Source organism: Pseudomonas sp. PSPC2-3 (genome assembly GCF_049898265.1).
In the GTDB taxonomy this organism is placed as follows: domain Bacteria; phylum Pseudomonadota; class Gammaproteobacteria; order Pseudomonadales; family Pseudomonadaceae; genus Aquipseudomonas; species Aquipseudomonas veronii.
Genome location: NZ_JAFCXJ010000001.1, coordinates 380185 through 395157, shown reverse-complemented (window position 1 = coordinate 395157; position 14973 = coordinate 380185). Strand labels below are relative to the sequence as shown.

The 14973-nt window shown below is 62.4% G+C and carries 15 protein-coding genes; 11 read left to right on the top strand and 4 right to left on the bottom strand.

Translation table 11 applies throughout. From position 1 onward, the window contains the following. Window positions 1-4: 4 nt before the first annotated feature. The 4 genes from ACP7E3_RS01850 (at window position 5) to ACP7E3_RS01835 (ending at window position 3794) form a co-directional block, all read left to right on the top strand. Window positions 5-1120, top strand: a complete 1116-nt coding sequence (locus ACP7E3_RS01850; protein WP_046381672.1) for a uroporphyrinogen-III C-methyltransferase — start codon at window positions 5-7, stop codon at window positions 1118-1120. 5 nt (window positions 1121-1125) lie between these two features. Then, the gene (locus ACP7E3_RS01845; protein ID WP_017845157.1) at window positions 1126-2367 is read left to right on the top strand and encodes a heme biosynthesis protein HemY; all 1242 of its coding nucleotides are present in this window, start codon (window positions 1126-1128) and stop codon (window positions 2365-2367) included. A 237-nt stretch (window positions 2368-2604) separates the two neighbouring features. Beyond that, window positions 2605-3126 (top strand): disulfide bond formation protein B, encoded by a 522-nt coding sequence (locus ACP7E3_RS01840; protein ID WP_046381673.1) that lies wholly within the window; start codon window positions 2605-2607, stop codon window positions 3124-3126. 209 nt (window positions 3127-3335) lie between these two features. Next, a complete protein-coding gene (locus ACP7E3_RS01835) occupies window positions 3336-3794 on the top strand; it encodes an Rsd/AlgQ family anti-sigma factor (protein ID WP_017845155.1) in 459 nt (152 codons plus the stop codon). 54 nt (window positions 3795-3848) lie between these two features. Here ACP7E3_RS01835 and ACP7E3_RS01830 read toward each other — a convergent pair whose 3' ends face one another. Further along, window positions 3849-4526: an FKBP-type peptidyl-prolyl cis-trans isomerase gene (locus ACP7E3_RS01830; RefSeq protein ID WP_046381674.1), complete on the bottom strand. Its 678-nt coding sequence runs from the start codon at window positions 4524-4526 to the stop codon at window positions 3849-3851. A 192-nt stretch (window positions 4527-4718) separates the two neighbouring features. On the opposite strand from ACP7E3_RS01830, the gene ACP7E3_RS01825 reads away from it, so the two are divergent. Then, window positions 4719-5786, top strand: a complete 1068-nt coding sequence (locus ACP7E3_RS01825; RefSeq protein WP_169863658.1) for an AlgP family protein — start codon at window positions 4719-4721, stop codon at window positions 5784-5786. On the opposite strand, the gene ACP7E3_RS01820 is transcribed toward ACP7E3_RS01825, so the two are convergent. Next, on the bottom strand, window positions 5783-6247 hold the full coding sequence (locus ACP7E3_RS01820) for a TIGR02444 family protein (protein WP_108524824.1): 465 nt from the start codon (window positions 6245-6247) through the stop codon (window positions 5783-5785). The two genes, ACP7E3_RS01825 and ACP7E3_RS01820, sit on opposite strands and share 4 nt — an antisense overlap. A gap of 50 nt (window positions 6248-6297) precedes the next feature. On the opposite strand from ACP7E3_RS01820, the gene ACP7E3_RS01815 reads away from it, so the two are divergent. The 5 genes from ACP7E3_RS01815 (at window position 6298) to ACP7E3_RS01795 (ending at window position 12149) form a co-directional block, all read left to right on the top strand. After that, window positions 6298-8208 carry an ATP-binding cassette domain-containing protein gene (locus ACP7E3_RS01815; RefSeq protein WP_017845151.1) on the top strand — a complete coding sequence of 637 codons (1911 nt, stop codon included), beginning with the start codon at window positions 6298-6300 and terminating at the stop codon, window positions 8206-8208. Next, the gene (locus ACP7E3_RS01810) at window positions 8208-8780 is read left to right on the top strand and encodes a mechanosensitive ion channel family protein (protein ID WP_108524826.1); all 573 of its coding nucleotides are present in this window, start codon (window positions 8208-8210) and stop codon (window positions 8778-8780) included. Before ACP7E3_RS01815 ends, ACP7E3_RS01810 begins: the two co-directional genes overlap by 1 nt. An 88-nt stretch (window positions 8781-8868) precedes the next feature. Next, complete coding sequence (locus ACP7E3_RS01805; RefSeq protein WP_026139801.1) at window positions 8869-9501, top strand: LysE family transporter; 633 nt, start codon at window positions 8869-8871, stop codon at window positions 9499-9501. A 294-nt stretch (window positions 9502-9795) separates the two neighbouring features. Beyond that, window positions 9796-11691: an FTR1 family protein gene (locus tag ACP7E3_RS01800; RefSeq protein ID WP_046381677.1), complete on the top strand. Its 1896-nt coding sequence runs from the start codon at window positions 9796-9798 to the stop codon at window positions 11689-11691. A gap of 2 nt (window positions 11692-11693) precedes the next feature. Continuing rightward, window positions 11694-12149, top strand: a complete 456-nt coding sequence (locus ACP7E3_RS01795; RefSeq protein WP_017845147.1) for a YaiI/YqxD family protein — start codon at window positions 11694-11696, stop codon at window positions 12147-12149. Here the strand turns inward: ACP7E3_RS01795 and elbB are convergent. Further along, the gene (gene elbB, locus ACP7E3_RS01790) at window positions 12146-12811 is read right to left on the bottom strand and encodes an isoprenoid biosynthesis glyoxalase ElbB (RefSeq protein WP_079444912.1); all 666 of its coding nucleotides are present in this window, start codon (window positions 12809-12811) and stop codon (window positions 12146-12148) included. The genes ACP7E3_RS01795 and elbB overlap by 4 nt on opposite strands. Before the next feature lie 115 nt (window positions 12812-12926). On the opposite strand from elbB, the gene ACP7E3_RS01785 reads away from it, so the two are divergent. Further along, complete coding sequence (locus ACP7E3_RS01785) at window positions 12927-14162, top strand: sterol desaturase family protein (RefSeq protein WP_046381679.1); 1236 nt, start codon at window positions 12927-12929, stop codon at window positions 14160-14162. On the opposite strand, the gene ACP7E3_RS01780 is transcribed toward ACP7E3_RS01785, so the two are convergent. After that, window positions 14143-14790, bottom strand: coding sequence for a DedA family protein (locus ACP7E3_RS01780; protein WP_017845144.1), 648 nt, complete (start codon window positions 14788-14790; stop codon window positions 14143-14145). The genes ACP7E3_RS01785 and ACP7E3_RS01780 overlap by 20 nt on opposite strands. Between the last annotated feature and the right edge of the window lie 183 nt (window positions 14791-14973).

The window sequence follows — 14973 nt, the reverse complement described above, 5'->3', positions numbered from 1 at the left end:
ATACGTGAGCGAAACAGCCTTGCCTAAAGATGAAGCTCAGCCCGCGCTCGATGCGCCGGGCCAGACACCGGTCACCGCGCCGCGCCGTGGCAATGGCCTGGCAATCGTCGCCTTGCTGCTGGGTGCTGCGGGCGTTGCCGCCGGCGGGTGGGGGATCTGGCAGGTCCGCACCCTGCAAGCCAGCAACCAGCAACAGCTGAGCCAGGTAAAGAGCCTCGACGACCAGTCCCAGACCCTCAAGCAAAGCCAGCAACAGTTGGCTGCACGCCTGGCGCAACTGCCGGGCGCGGACGAGCTGGAGGAGCGCCGCCGCTTGCTGGCCCAGTTGCAGGGCGACCAGCAGCGTTTGGGCCAGCGCCTGGAAACCGTGCTCGGGGCCAGCCGCAAGGACTGGCGCCTGGCAGAAGCCGAACACTTGATTCGTCTGGCGAGCCTGCGCTTGTCTGCCCTGCAGGACATCAACAGTGCGCAGTCGCTGGTCCAGGGCGCCGACGAGATTCTTCGCGAGCAGAGCGATCCGGGTTCCTACGCCGCGCGCGAGCAATTGGCCAAGAGCCTTGCCGCGTTGCGCAGTACCGAACAACCGGACCGTACCGGGCTCTACCTGCAATTGGCGGCCTTGCGCGATCAAGTCGTGCAACTGGCGGCGATTGCGCCGGAGTACCAGCTTCAGGAGCCGACATCCCATGGGCGTCCGACCACCGATACGGAAAACCGCTTGAGCCAATGGTGGGAGCAGCTCTCGCGTTACTTCCGCATCGACTTCAACCCCGATGACAACATTCGCCCACTGCTCGCCGGCCAAGGCCTGAACCAGGTGCGCCTGGCCCTGAGCCTGGCCCTCGAGCAGGCGCAATGGGCTGCGCTCAATGGCGAGGCGGCGGTGTACAGCCGTTCGCTGGGTGAAGCGCGCAGCGTGTTGCAGGACAACTTCAACCAGGACAACCCGCAGAGCAAAGCGATGCTCGCGCGTATCGCCGAGCTTGAGCCCAAGGCCGTCTCGGTCGTGACTCCGGACCTGGCCGCCAGCCTGGCCGCCGTGCAGGCATACCTTGAACGTCGTCACTTGCCTGCCGAAGAAGCCAAAGCTTCGGCCGGCACGCCGGCGAGCCAGGAGTAGAGCCGATGAAGCGTTTCTATGTGATCCTGGTGCTGGCGATTGCGGTCGCCCTGGCGCTGGCCGTGGGCATTTCGAAACACACCGGCTACGTGTTGATTACCTATCCCCATCTGCTGCATTACGAGTCGAGCCTGTGGGCTACCCTGGTGGCGGTATTTGTCATCGGCCTGGCGATCTACCTGATTCGTGTGCTGTTGAGCCTGTTGAGCACCTCGGGCGGCGTGGTCAACCCATGGTCGCGGCGTAACCGCAGCCGTCGCGTGCAGATCGCGATCGAGCACGGCCAGATGGACCTCGCCGAAGGCCGCTGGGCCAGTGCCGAACGCCACCTGCATCGTGCCGCCGAAGCCGAACGCCAGCCGCTGCTGTATTACCTTGGCGCGGCCCGGGCGGCAAACGAGCAAGGGCGATATGAAGAGTGCGACGGACTGCTGGAGCGCGCCCTCGAGCGACAGCCCCAGGCCGAACTGGCGATTGCCTTGAGCCATGCGCAATTGCAGACGGACCGTGGCGACACCGACGGCGCGCTGACCACCTTGCAGGCCATGCACGAGCGTCATCCGCATAACGCCCAGGTGCTGCGCCAGTTGCAACGCTTGCATCAGCAGCGGGGCGATTGGTCGTCGGTGATTCGTCTGTTGCCTGAGCTGCGCAAGGACAAAGTATTGCCGGCCGGCGAATTGGCCGAGCTGGAGCGCCGCGCCTGGGGTGAAAACCTGAGCCTGGCCGCCCAGCGTGAAGAGCAGGGCGAAGCGGGGTTGCAGGCGCTTGAGCGCGCCTGGCAGCAACTGACGTCCGCCCAGCGCCAGGAGCCGCCGTTGGTGCTGGCCTACGCCGAGCAACTGCGCCAGCTGGGCGCCGATGCCAAGGCCGAAGAGGTGCTGCGCGGCGCGCTCAAGCGTGCGTATGACAGCCACCTGATCCGCCTGTATGGCCTGTTGCGCGGCAGTGACCCGGCCCGTCAGTTGAAGTTTGCCGAAGGCTGGCTCAAGGATCATCCCGGTGATGCCAGCTTGCTGTTGACCCTCGGGCGCCTGTGCCTGCAAAACAGTCTGTGGGGCAAGGCGCGGGACTATCTGGAAAGCAGCCTGCAGGTGCAGCGTAACCCCGAGGCGTGTGCCGAACTGGCACGCCTGCTGGCCCAGTTGGGTGACACCGAGCGCAGCAACCAGCTGTTCCAGGAAGGCCTGGGCCTGCTGGACAACCGTCTGCTCGCCTCACCGTTGCCCGCGCCGGTGCGGGGTTGAAGCAGGAACAGGTACGAGGGTTGGCTCGGATGCATCCGACAGCCAACCCTTGGGTTCTGTGTAAAGACTCGATTTAACTGGGTTCGTAATACATTCCTACGTTGCGTCAGGTTATGTCCTCCAAGCTCTGGCGGGATGTCCCTACGTTTTAACGGAATCGTCTGCTCTAACGCGTATTGAAAGGGGTCAGGCCTTTCCTCTACCGTAACGGCCTATCTCTCGCGGTACGGATAAACAATGTCTTTGGCCCCCTCACGCTCCTTGTTTTTCCTGGCGTTCATGGCCGGTGCGCTGACGTTGGGTGCGTCTTTCTACCTGGAATATGGCGCGCTGCTGCGGCCCTGCTTTCTGTGCCAGGTTCAGCGGCTATTCCTCGCCACCTTTACGTTGATCAACCTGGTCGCGGCTGTTCATAACCCCAAGCGCTACGGCATCTATGGGTACGGGTTGGTGAGCATGGGCTGTGCCGCGCTAGGCGCAATTACCGCAGTGCGCCAGGTGTTGCTGCAGAACACTGCGTCTGATCAGGCTGGCGATTGTTGGCCCAGTTTGCAGTACATGCTCGAAAACCTGTCGTTCTCGCAGGCGCTGCGCTCGATCTTCAACGGTACCGTCGACTGCGTGGAAATCACCTGGACCCTGTTCGATTTGAGCCTCCCGGAGTGGAGTCTGTTGTTTTTCGTGGCGATGTTGATCCTGGGTTTCATGCAGTTTTCACGGCTGATATTCAGCCAACGCTTGCGCCTGTCGACACGCTGAAAAGTGGTCGCAAGTTGTAGGACGGGATTAAACACTTGTATGAACTTTCTCTCCTGCGTACCTTGAAGCCATAGTCATGCGGGCATAATCTGGCCCGCATGCGTTATTGAAACCGTTGTCAGATGCGGCTTTGTCCGGCTGCCGCTTTATCTTTGAAGTATTGCGCGGGCACACAGCGGCAGCGCCCCCTATAGGGAAGAGAGATCATCATGCTGGAAAGTTGTCAGAATGCTCAGGAACGCTGGGGTGGGGTGCACAAGCTGATCGACAGCTGGTTGAAGGCACGCCACGAACTGGTTCGGGCGTTTGATGCTCTCGGCGAGAAGCCCGAAGCATTAGCGATGAATCGCAAGCCGCTGCAGGCGTTTTGCGGTGTCTTGGTGGACTACGTGTCTGCCGGTCATTTCGGCGTCTACGAACAGTTGACCAAGGAGGCGGAAGCCTTCGACGATCAGCGTGGTCTTGAATTGGCCGAGACCCTCTACCCACGCATCGATGTGATCACCGAGAAGCTGCTGGCGTTCAATGACCTGTGTGATGCCGGCAAGTGTGTTGCCGAGAAATTCAAAGAGCTGGGCGGCCTGCTCCATGAGCGTTTCGAGTTGGAGGATTGCCTGATCGAAGTGCTGCACAATGCTCACCGGGATGTGGCTGTCGCCCCGGCCTGACCGTTGCTGATGAGATAAAAAAACGGTGCGTATGACGCGCCGTTTTTTATTGGATCAATGCCGGGTGCCGAGCAATTCGATCTCGAATACCAGAGGCGTGTAAGGCGGGATCAACGTGCCAGCACCGTCGGCGCCATAGGCCTGTGCCGATGGAATCACCAGGCGCCACTTCGCGCCCACCGGCATCTGTTGCAGCGCACTGCTCCAGCCGCTGATCACACTGTCCAGACGAAACCATTGCGCCTGGGTGCTTTGATCGAACACCGTCCCATCGGGCAATCGCCCCACGTATTTCACCTGAACCTCATCACTGGCCAACGGCTTGTTGCCGCTGCCGGGCGTGAGTTCCGTGAGCAGAACGCCATCGGCCAATTCGCGCACGCCGCTCGCGGCTTTTTCCTGGGTCAAAAACTGCTGTTCGGCCGTCAGTGCTTTTTCACTTTGCGGTACCTGAGCATCGGCTTCGTCCTGCGCTTCATGCTGCGCCAGGAGTTGTTCGATGCGCGCGTTATCCAGTGCCAGCGGTTTACCTTGATAGGCTTGCTTGAGACCCTCGATCAACGCCTGGATCTGCAGGTCGGGGACTTCCTGGCGCAGCCGCTCACCGAGGCTGGCGCCCAGGCTGTACGCGAGGTCGTGCGCGTCCGGGGCAGTGGTTTTGGATGACGCTGGCTCGCTTGCATTGGCCACGGAAATCGCCAAACCAAGCGCAAGAAAAAGGTAACGCGACATGGGTCTTCTCCAGCCGAAAGTGCGACGGATTATGCCAGTGTGAGAGGGTAAAAAGTGGCGTGGTTTTTCGTTATATCGATAAGATTTTTCGCACGGTGCAACGCAAGGCAAACGATACTGTCAACATGCCCTAGCGGCGGTAAGAGCAGAGGGCTAGTATGAGCCGCACCCACGTCAGCCAGGAGGTAAACCATGTCGGCCAAACAGAAGCCTGTAAATACCCCGTTGCACTTACTCCAACAACTCTCGGGCAGTCTGCTCGAACATTTGGAAAGCGCGTGTTCCCAAGCCTTGGCTGATGCAGAAAAACTGCTCGCCAAGTTGGAAAAACAACGCGGTAAAGCGCAAGAAAAACTGCATAAGTCCCGCACCAAATTGCAAGACGCCGCCACTGCCGGCAAAGCCAAGGCTCAAGCCAAAGCCAAAGACGCAGTCAAAGAACTTGAGGACCTGCTGGACGCCCTCAAGGATCGCCAAGCCGAAACCCGCACCTACATTTCCCAACTCAAAAAAGATGCTCAAGAAAGCCTGAAACTGGCCCAGGGCGTTGGTCGTGTGAAGGAAGCTGTATCGAAAGTGCTGGGCGCTCGTACACCGGCAAAAGCCGTTGCCGCCAAAGCGCCGGCTAAGGCCGCCGCCAAGCCAGCTGCCAAGACTGTTGCTGCAAAACCAGCTGCCAAGCCAGTTGCCAAGACCGCTGCTGCAAAACCGGCCGCCAAGCCAGCTGCCAAAACGGCTGCTGCAAAACCAGCCGCCAAGCCAGTGGCTAAAGCCGTTGCTGCCAAACCAGCCGCCAAGCCAGCCGCTAAAGCCGCTGCTGTAAAACCGGCTGCCAAGCCAGCTGCCAAAACGGCCGCTGCCAAACCAGCCGCCAAGCCAGTGGCTAAAGCCGCTGCTGCAAAACCCGCTGCCAAACCAGTGGCTAAAGCCGCTGCTGCAAAACCGGCCGCCAAGCCAGTGGCTAAAGCCGCTGCTGCCAAACCAGCTGCCAAGCCAGTGGTTAAAGCCGCTGCTGCCAAACCAGCTGCCAAGCCAGTGGTTAAAGCCGCTGCTGCCAAACCAGCCGCCAAGCCAGTGGTTAAAGCCGCTGCCGCGAAACCAGCGGCCAAGCCAGTGGCTAAAGCTGCTGCTGCAAAACCAGCACCGGCCAAGCCAGCCACCCCGGCAGCATCGGTTGCTACCCCAGCAGCGCCAAGCGCATCGACCAGCACCCCTGCGTCGGTCGCGCCAAGCAACAGCACTCCAACCAGCGCTTCCTAAGTGCCGGTGACTGCGACGCGCAGCTGCTGCAGCGCGTCGTGGTCAAGGTTGGCGGCTCCCTCAGCCGCCAGGCCTTCCAACCATCGTTGACCCATCGCCTCGCCTGTCAGCCATGTCGTTGCCAGCGTTTCCAGGCGCGCCAGCAACTCGCGTTCCGCGTCCAGCTCCAGGGCTTTGACCCGCTCCCGTAACGCCGCCAAGGCCGCATCCTGCTGCGCCACGGCCCGCCATTGCCGGCGTACCTGTCGCAACGGTTCAACCACCTGCGATTGCCAGGGCTCGGCGATATGCCTCAGCGCCAGCGCGCGTTCACGCGTCAGCGCCACGCCCCGCTGTTCCAGCCACGCCCCGCAGAGCAACAGGCACACATTCGCGCCTTGTTCCTGCACACGCAGGCATGCAGCCTCGACGCCCGGGCGGGCGTAAGTCGAGAGGGCAAAGCTCCACAGGTCAGCGCACATATTCACACCCAAGCCAGCGGCCAACGAAGCTGGTAGACTCCGCCGCCATTATGATCCGACTTCAAAGCCTAACATTACAGCGTGGCCCGCAACGTCTTCTCGAAGACGCCGAGCTGACCCTGCACGCCGGTCACAAAGCCGGCCTGATCGGTGCCAACGGCGCCGGCAAATCCACGTTGTTCGCCCTGTTGCTGGGTGAGCTGACCCCGGACTCCGGGGACTGCTTGCTGCCGGCCGACTGGCGCATCGCCCATATGCGCCAGGAGATCGACACCCTGGACCGCATCGCGATCGACTACGTGCTCGATGGCGACCTGCGTCTGCGCCAGGTGCAACACGACCTGGCCGCGGCCGAGAAAGCCCAGGACGGCGCCGCTCAAGCCCGCCTGCACGCGGAACTGGACAGCGCTGACGGCTACACCGCCGACGCCCGTGCGCGCAAGATGCTCGCCGGCCTTGGCTTTACCAACGAACAGATGGACCGCCCGGTCGCCGACTTCTCCGGCGGCTGGCGCATGCGCCTGAACCTGGCCCAGGCACTGATGTGCCCCTCGGACCTGTTGCTGCTCGACGAACCGACCAACCACTTGGACCTCGATGCGATCCTGTGGCTGGAGGATTTCCTCAAGAGCTACCAGGGCACCTTGCTGCTGATTTCCCACGACCGGGATTTCCTCGACGCCGTGGTCGACAACATCGCTCACGTCGAGCAGAAGAAAATCACCCTCTACCGTGGCGGCTACACCGCGTTCGAACGCGCCCGCGCCGAACGCCTGGCCCAGCAACAGCAGGCGTTCGAGAAGCAGCAGGCGCAGCGCGCGCACATGGAAAGCTACATCGCCCGGTTCAAGGCCCAGGCCACCAAGGCCCGCCAGGCCCAGAGCCGGATCAAGGCGCTGGAGCGCATGGAAGAACTGTCGGCGGCCCACGTCGATTCGCCTTTCGATTTCGTGTTCCGCGAGTCGGTGAAGATCTCCAGCCCGTTGCTCGACCTGTCCGATGCCCGCCTGGGCTATGGCGAGAAAACCATCCTCGAGAAGGTCAAGCTGCAACTCACGCCGGGTGCGCGCATTGGCCTGCTCGGGCCGAACGGCGCGGGCAAGTCGACGCTGATCAAGAACCTGTCGGGCGAGCTGCAACCCCTGGCCGGGCGCCTGACCCGTGGCGAGAACCTGGTGGTCGGCTACTTCGCCCAGCATCAGTTGGACTCCCTGGACGCCAAGGCCAGCCCGTTGCTGCACCTGCAGCGCCTGGCGCCGACCGAACGCGAGCAGCCATTGCGCGACTTCCTCGGCGGCTTCGACTTCCGTGGCGCGCGCATCGATGAGCCGGTGCTGAATTTCTCCGGCGGCGAAAAAGCCCGCCTGGCCCTGGCGTTGATCGCCTGGGACCGGCCGAACCTGTTGCTGCTCGACGAGCCGACCAACCACCTCGACCTGGAAATGCGCCTGGCGCTGACCATGGCCTTGCAGGAGTTCAGCGGTGCGGTACTGGTGGTGTCTCACGATCGCCACTTGCTCAAGAGCACCACCGACAACTTCCTGCTGGTGGCCGACGGCAAAGTCGAAGAGTTCGACGGCGACCTCGACGACTACGCGCGCTGGCTGACGGAATACCGCCTGCGCAACGCGCCGACCAGCAACACCCCGGTCAACCCGGACAAAACCGACAAGAAGGCCCAGCGCCAGGCCGCCGCCGCCCTGCGCCAGCAGTTGGCGCCGCACAAGCGCGAAGCCGACAAGCTGGAAGCCGAGTTGGGCAAGGTCCACGAGCGCCTGGCCAAGATCGAAACCAGCCTGGGCGACAGTGCTGTGTACGAAGCCGCGCGCAAGGATGAACTGCGCGATCTGCTGGCCGAGCAGGCCAAGCTCAAGGTCCGTGAAGGGCAGTTGGAGGAAAGCTGGATGGAAGCCCTCGAACTGCTCGAAAGCCTGCAAGCGGAGCTGGAGGCGCTGTCCTGATGGACGCGCTGCAACTGCCGCTGCCGGCGCAATGGGTCGCCCCCGTGTGGATCGGCGTGCAAATCCTGCTGATCCTGCTGACCGGCTACCTGACCCAGCGGTTTGTCGCCAAAGGCCTGACCCGCCTCGGCGAGCACTACCCCTTCCCGCCGCAGCTGTTGATGCCGCTGCGTGGCGGCTTGCGCTGGCTGATCATGGGCAGTGCGCTGATCTTCGTGCTGGAGCGCCTGGGCGTGTCCGCCACGGTGTTGTGGACCGCGTTGTCGGGGTTTGTCGCGGTGGCGGCGGTGGCGTTTTTCGCCATGTGGTCGGTGTTGTCCAACCTGTTGTGCGCGATCCTGATCTTCACCGTCGGGCCGTTCCGCCTCGGTGATGTGGTCGAGCTGGTGGACACCGTCGACAAGCCCGGCGTCAAAGGCCGGGTAGTGGCGATCAACCTGCTTTACACCACGCTGATCGAAGTGGAAGAGGCGGGGACCGGCGGCGTGACGGTGCAGGTGCCCAATAGCCTGTTCTTCCAACGCTCGGTGCGCCGCTGGCGCGACAGTGCTGTCCTCCCGGGCCAGCGCTAGCGTTCACATCTTGCAAAAAACTATAGCCAGCCTTCGGTCGGCAGCGTTAGCTTAAGGCACAACCGCAAACTCGCTGCTGAGGTGTGCAATGGCACTCGACACATGGCTGGCTTTTTTCCTCGCTAGTTGGATCATTTCCCTTTCTCCTGGCGCAGGCGCCATCGCCTCGATGTCCAGTGGCCTGCAATACGGTTTCCTGCGCGGCTACTGGAACGCCATCGGCCTGCAAATCGGCCTGGCGATGCAGATCGCCGTGGTCGCGGGCGGCTTGGGAGCCATTCTGGCGGCGTCGTCCACCGCGTTCTATGCGATCAAATGGTTTGGCGTGGCGTACCTGGTGTACCTGGCCGTCAAGCAATGGCGCGCGTTGCCCATGGACATGACCGATGACGCCGCAGTACGGCCGATCGGCAAGCCGATGGCGATGATGTTCCGTGGCTTTCTGGTCAACGCCAGCAACCCCAAAGCGTTGGTGTTCATGCTCGCGGTGCTGCCGCAGTTCGTGAACCCGCAGGCGCCGCTGCTGATCCAATACCTGATCCTCGGCGCGACGATGATCAGCGTCGATATGATCGTGATGGCGGGCTATACCGGCCTGGCGTCGAAAGTCTTGCGCCTGTTGCGCACGCCCAAGCAGCAAAAACGCATGAACCGCACGTTTGCCGGGTTGTTCGTGGGGGCTGCGGGCTTCCTCGCCAGCTTGCATCGCGCGACGGCTTGAACCCGGACCGGGCTGAATAAACCGGATCGACAATGTGGGAGCGGGCTTGCTCGCGATAGTGGAGTGTCAGTCACCGAGTCAGTCGGCTGACCCACTGCTATCGCGAGCAAGCCCGCTCCCACATTGGTTTTGCGTTTTCTGTGCGCGTTGGGGGCAGCGCAGAATCGTCGGGCGTGGCGTCATTGCTACAGCTCAATCTGCTCTGTTACTCAAAATACAAATCACTTACACCTTGAGTCAAATCTCATAAAGCTCAACAATGTGTTACTTCGTATTTCCCTTTGAGATTCGTTCATGACTGCCCCCTTCCGTTTTCTCGCCTGGCTGCTATTGCCGGCGTTGATGTCGTGCAGCTTCAATCTGTTGGCCGCGCCTGCCGAGGGCGCCACGAAAGCCCTGCATTTGCTGGACTACATCGGCGCGGACTATCCGCCGACGGTAGCGGCGGGCAAGGTCGTCGATGAATCGGAATACCGTGAGCAGGTGGAATTTCTGGGGGTATTGCAGGGCCTGGTGGCTGAGCTGCCGTCCAAGCCCGAGCGCGCGGAATTGGTCAAAGGGGTCGATGAATTGGTCGCGGCCGTGACCGCTCGTCAGGATGGTGCCAGCGTGGCCCGCCAGTCCCGGCAGTTGGGCGCCAAGCTGGCGGCGGCGTATGAAGTCAGCCAGGCCCCGGCGATTACGCCCGACCCGACCCGCGGCGCACCACTGTATGCCCAGCACTGCTCGGTCTGCCACGGCACGGCCGGCGCCGGTGATGGCCCGGCGGGCGTCGGCATGACGCCGCCGCCAGCGAACCTGCAGAACGCGGAGCGCCTGGACCGCCTGAGCCTCTATGCGATCTACAACACGCTGGGCCTGGGTGTCGAAGGCACGGACATGCCGTCCTTCGCCGACCAACTGGACGACCGCCAGCGCTGGGACCTGGCCACCTACATCGCCGGCTTCACGGCCGACCCGGCTGCCGCGAAAAGCGCGCAACCGTTCAACCTCGCCGACCTGGCCCGCCAGACCCCCAATGAAGTGTTGGCCGCCAACGGCCCGGCCGCTGCTGCGACGTTCCGCGCCCAGCGTGCTCAGCCGCCGCAGGTCAAGCGCGGCCCGGCGCAGTTGCTCGACTACACCGCCGCGACCCTCGACAAGAGCCTTGCGGCGTTCCGCAGCGGTGACCATGAGCAAGCCTACGACCTGTCGGTAGCGGCGTATCTGGAAGGGTTCGAGCTGGTGGAAAGTTCCCTGGACAACGTCAACGCCAACGTGCGCAAAGACACCGAGAAGGCCCTGATGGCCTATCGGCAGTCGTTGCAGGACGGCTTGCCGCTCGAACAGGTGCAGCAGCGTCTGGATGCCGCCAAGGGCAAGCTCACCGAATCTGCCGGCTTGTTGGGCGGCGATGGCCTGAGCTGGTCGTTGAGCTTTATCTCAGGCTTGCTGATCCTGCTGCGCGAAGGTCTGGAAGCGATCCTGGTGCTGGCGGCGGTCCTCGCCTTCCTGCGTAACACCGGCCAGGAATCGGCGGTGCGCGGCGTCCACGTCGGCTGGGGCCTGGCCTTGTTGGCCGGCTTGGCCACCTGGGCGTTGGCGGCCTATGTGATTGATGTGAGCGGCGCCCAGCGCGAATTGCTCGAAGGTTGCACGGCGTTGTTTGCCAGTGTGATGGTGCTGTGGCTCGGCGTGTGGATGCATGACCGGCGCCACGCAGCGGCCTGGCAGGACTACATCAAGAGCAGCCTGGTGGGCGGCGGTGGCCGTTTCGGCTTCGCGCTGCTGGCGTTCTTCTCGGTGTACCGCGAGCTGTTCGAAGTGATCCTGTTCTACGAAACCCTGTGGTTGCAAGCCGGCCCGGCCGGGCACAACGCCGTGCTGGGGGGTGGCGCCACGGCGCTGGTGCTGTTGGTGGGCCTGGCGTGGGTGATCCTGCGCGGTTCGGCGAAGCTGCCATTGGCGCTGTTCTTCGGGATCAACGCGGCGCTGCTGTGTGCGTTGTCGGTGGTGTTCGCCGGGCACGGCGTGAAGGCATTGCAGGAAGCCGGCATCTTCGGCACGCGGCCGGTGGCGTTCTTTGACTTCGACTGGCTGGGTATCCACGCCGATGCCTACTCGCTGAGTGCGCAGGTGGTGGCGATCCTGGCGATTATGGTGATGTATGGCCGCAGTCGGATCGCCGACAAGCGCCGGCTGGCGGCATAAGCATGCGCGTGTGGATCGACGCCGATGCTTGCCCGCGCGCGGCCAAGGACCAGGTGGTGAAGTTCGCCCTCAAGCGTCAGTTCGAGGTGGTGCTGGTGGCCGGGCAGAGCCAGATCAAGCCGGCCTTCGCCTGCGTTAAGCTGATCGTGGTGCCCAGCGGCCCGGACGCGGCGGATGACTACCTGGTGGAGCACGCGGTGCCCGGTGAACTGGTGATCTGCAGCGACGTGCCCCTGGCTGACCGCCTGGTGAAGAACGGCGTGACGGCTCTCGACCCGCGCGGCAAGGAATTCAGCCCGCAGAACATGAGTGAGCGGCTGGCGGTGCGTAACCTGTTCACCGATCTGCGCGAGCAAGGCCAGATGGGCGGTGGTCCACCGCCCCATGGGGAAAAGGACAAGCAAGCGTTCGCCAACGCACTCGACCGCCTGCTCACACGCTTGATGCGGGCCGGTTAGTCGTTTTCGTGGGTCAGCTCCAGCACCCGATCCACCAGCTTGTTGATGCCTGACGCGACTTCGCTGATGTTCTTGCCGAGCATATAGGCGGGAGTGCTGACCAGCTTGCGCGCGGTGTCTTCCACGATATCGTCCACCGCGCATGCCTGGTGGTGGGCGCCCATCTTGTCCAGCGCGGCGGCGGTGTCGGCATCGTTGCCGATGGTGCAGGTTACCCCCGGGCCATAGATCTTCGCGGCCAGGGCCGGCGAGATGCAGATCAGTCCCAGCGGCTTGCCCGCTTCGACAAAGGCTTCGGCCAGCGCCAATACCTGCGGGTTGAGGCTGCAACCGGCGCCTGCGCTGGCAAAGTTCGACAGGTTCTTCGCCGCGCCAAACCCGCCAGGCACGATCAGCGCGTCGAAATCCTCGGCGTTGGCTTCACGAATGTCTTTCACGTCGCCCCGGGCAATGCGGGCGGACTCCACCAGCACATTGCGCGACTCGGGCATTTCTTCGCCCGTGAGGTGGTTGATCACGTGCAACTGTGCGATGTCGGGTGCAAAGCATTGGACCTGAGCGCCGCGCTGATCCAGGCGCAGCAGGGTGATCACGCTTTCGTGGATTTCTGCACCGTCGTACACGCCACAGCCGGAAAGGATCACTGCAATCTTTTTGCTCATGGGCATTTCTCCTGATTCATGGCGTTAAATGTCTACTAATTTGTCATCTGTTGCCAATGGGAACTCTCGCCGCAGCCCCTAATCTTGATGCAATAAAAACAGACCGGACTAGCCCATGGACTTCGTGCCTTACGCGGTACCGTTTTTCATCGCCTTGATCGTGGTTGAACTGCTCGTAGACCGTTGGCGCGGCGCGCGCAATTATCGGGTGGCGGATGCCATCAACAGCCTCAGCACTGGCGTGCTGTCCACCACCACCGGGCTGCTGACCAAGGGCGTGGGATTGCTGACCTACGCATTCGCCCTCAAGCACCTGGCGCTGATCGAGCTGTCGGCCGAGAGCGTCTGGACCTGGGTGTTCGCCTTTGTGTTCTACGACTTCTGCTATTACTGGCTGCATCGCTGCGGTCACGAGCGCAATATCCTGTGGGCCGCGCATTCGGTGCATCACCAGAGCGAGGACTACAACCTCACCACCGCCTTGCGCCAGACCAGCACCGGCTTTCTGCTGAGCTGGATCTTCTATCTGCCTCTGGCCGTGCTCGGCGTGCCGCTGGTGGTGTTCATCAGCGTAGCTTCGCTCAACCTGCTGTATCAATTCTGGGTCCACACCCGCCATGTGCCCAAGCTCGGCTGGTTCGAGTGGTTCTTCGTCACCCCGTCCAATCATCGGGCCCACCATGCACAGAACGCTCTCTACATGGATCGCAACTACGGCGGGGTGTTCATTATTTGGGACCGGCTGTTTGGCTCGTTTCAGGAAGAAGACGAAAACGAGCCGGTGATCTTTGGCGTCACCACCCCCTTGGCCAGTTGGAACCCGCTGTGGGCCAACCTGCAGTTCTATGCGCAGTTGTGGAGTGACGCGCGGCGCACGCAAAGCCGTTGGGACAAGCTGCGCATCTGGTTCATGCGTACCGGCTGGCGGCCGGCCGACGTGAAGGCCAACTACCCGTTGACCAAGCCGGACTTGAGCCAGTTCCGCAAATTCGAGGTGCCGCTGGATACGCGGCAACAGGTGTACGTCGCCCTGCAATTCGCGGTGTATGTGGGGTTTGGCAGTTATCTGATGAACGTCGGCGAAGGGCTGCCCACGGCGGCGTTGGTGCTGGGCTGGAGTGCAATGGCGTTGGGTCTGTTCAGCCTGGGCGTCGCCCTGGAGAACCGCCCGTGGGCGTTGAAGGCGGAACTGGTGCGCCTGGGCCTGAATGTGCCGCTGGTATGGCTGGCGCCGCTGGTCGGGCTTTGGCCGGCCAGCCACCTGGGCTGGCCGGGCCTGTTGAGCTACAGCTTGTTGAGCCTGATTGGCCTCTACTGCTGCCGAGGTCGGCTTACTCGACTGGCGTCTTAGGCGGCTCGGCCGGGCTGGTCTCACTCAGTTGTGCGGCCGCCAGTCGGGCCTTGGCGTCGGCACAGGCTTGACGGGCGATGCGCGCGTTCTTGAACCGCCGCCGCAGCCAGAGAACCAGGCCCAGCAGTAACAACGCACCCAGCACCCACAGCTCGTACTTCTTGATGCTGCCCAGCATGCCTTCCAGCACCGCGCCGAAATGGTACGCCGCCGCGCCGAGCGCCGCCGCCCAGACCGCCGCGCCAATGCCGTTGAGTAACAGGTAGCGCAAGGGCGGATAGCCGGACAGGCCAATCGCCACGGGCATCACCGTGCGCAATCCGTAGACAAAGCGGAAGCTCAACACCCAGATATCCGGGTGCTTGCGGATATGTTCCAGGGCTTTGTCGCCCATCAATTGCCAGCGCGGTTTACGTGCCAACAGTTTGCGGCCGTGCTTGCGCCCCATGTAATACCAAAGCTGGTCGCCGGCGTAGCTGCCAAAAAAAGCAACGACCACCACCAGGTTGATATCCATGTACCCACGGAACGCCAGGAAGCCTGCGAGAACGAGTATGGTCTCGCCTTCGAAGAACGTCCCGAGGAAGAGGGCAAAGTAGCCGAAGTCATGCAGAAATTGTTGAAGCATGGTCTGGGTGCTGGCGAAATGAACGCGCAGCCTACGCCTTCGCGATCATTCATGAAAGTATCGAGATGTGTCACGAAGTGAACAATTCCTACAGAAACGCCGAATGCGACTACAGGTCGCATCGTTAAGCACAACTGTCATACCTTCGTCATAATGGCCGCTTATAACTGCAACACTCGCCCG

Bases quoted from the DNA above. Each gene is read 5' to 3' on its own strand.
- ACP7E3_RS01785 (WP_046381679.1), top strand. From the start codon at position 12,927: ATGGACTTCGTGCCTTACGCGGTACCGTTTTTCATCGCCTTGATCGTG.
- ACP7E3_RS01825 (WP_169863658.1), top strand. From the start codon at position 4,719: ATGTCGGCCAAACAGAAGCCTGTAAATACCCCGTTGCACTTACTCCAA.
- ACP7E3_RS01810 (WP_108524826.1), top strand. From the start codon at position 8,208: ATGGACGCGCTGCAACTGCCGCTGCCGGCGCAATGGGTCGCCCCCGTG.
- ACP7E3_RS01805 (WP_026139801.1), top strand. From the start codon at position 8,869: ATGGCACTCGACACATGGCTGGCTTTTTTCCTCGCTAGTTGGATCATT.
- ACP7E3_RS01800 (WP_046381677.1), top strand. From the start codon at position 9,796: ATGACTGCCCCCTTCCGTTTTCTCGCCTGGCTGCTATTGCCGGCGTTG.
- ACP7E3_RS01830 (WP_046381674.1), bottom strand. From the start codon at position 4,526: ATGTCGCGTTACCTTTTTCTTGCGCTTGGTTTGGCGATTTCCGTGGCC.
- ACP7E3_RS01845 (WP_017845157.1), top strand. From the start codon at position 1,126: ATGAAGCGTTTCTATGTGATCCTGGTGCTGGCGATTGCGGTCGCCCTG.
- ACP7E3_RS01795 (WP_017845147.1), top strand. From the start codon at position 11,694: ATGCGCGTGTGGATCGACGCCGATGCTTGCCCGCGCGCGGCCAAGGAC.
- elbB (WP_079444912.1), bottom strand. From the start codon at position 12,811: ATGAGCAAAAAGATTGCAGTGATCCTTTCCGGCTGTGGCGTGTACGAC.
- ACP7E3_RS01840 (WP_046381673.1), top strand. From the start codon at position 2,605: ATGTCTTTGGCCCCCTCACGCTCCTTGTTTTTCCTGGCGTTCATGGCC.
- ACP7E3_RS01835 (WP_017845155.1), top strand. From the start codon at position 3,336: ATGCTGGAAAGTTGTCAGAATGCTCAGGAACGCTGGGGTGGGGTGCAC.
- ACP7E3_RS01780 (WP_017845144.1), bottom strand. From the start codon at position 14,790: ATGCTTCAACAATTTCTGCATGACTTCGGCTACTTTGCCCTCTTCCTC.
- ACP7E3_RS01820 (WP_108524824.1), bottom strand. From the start codon at position 6,247: ATGTGCGCTGACCTGTGGAGCTTTGCCCTCTCGACTTACGCCCGCCCG.
- ACP7E3_RS01815 (WP_017845151.1), top strand. From the start codon at position 6,298: ATGATCCGACTTCAAAGCCTAACATTACAGCGTGGCCCGCAACGTCTT.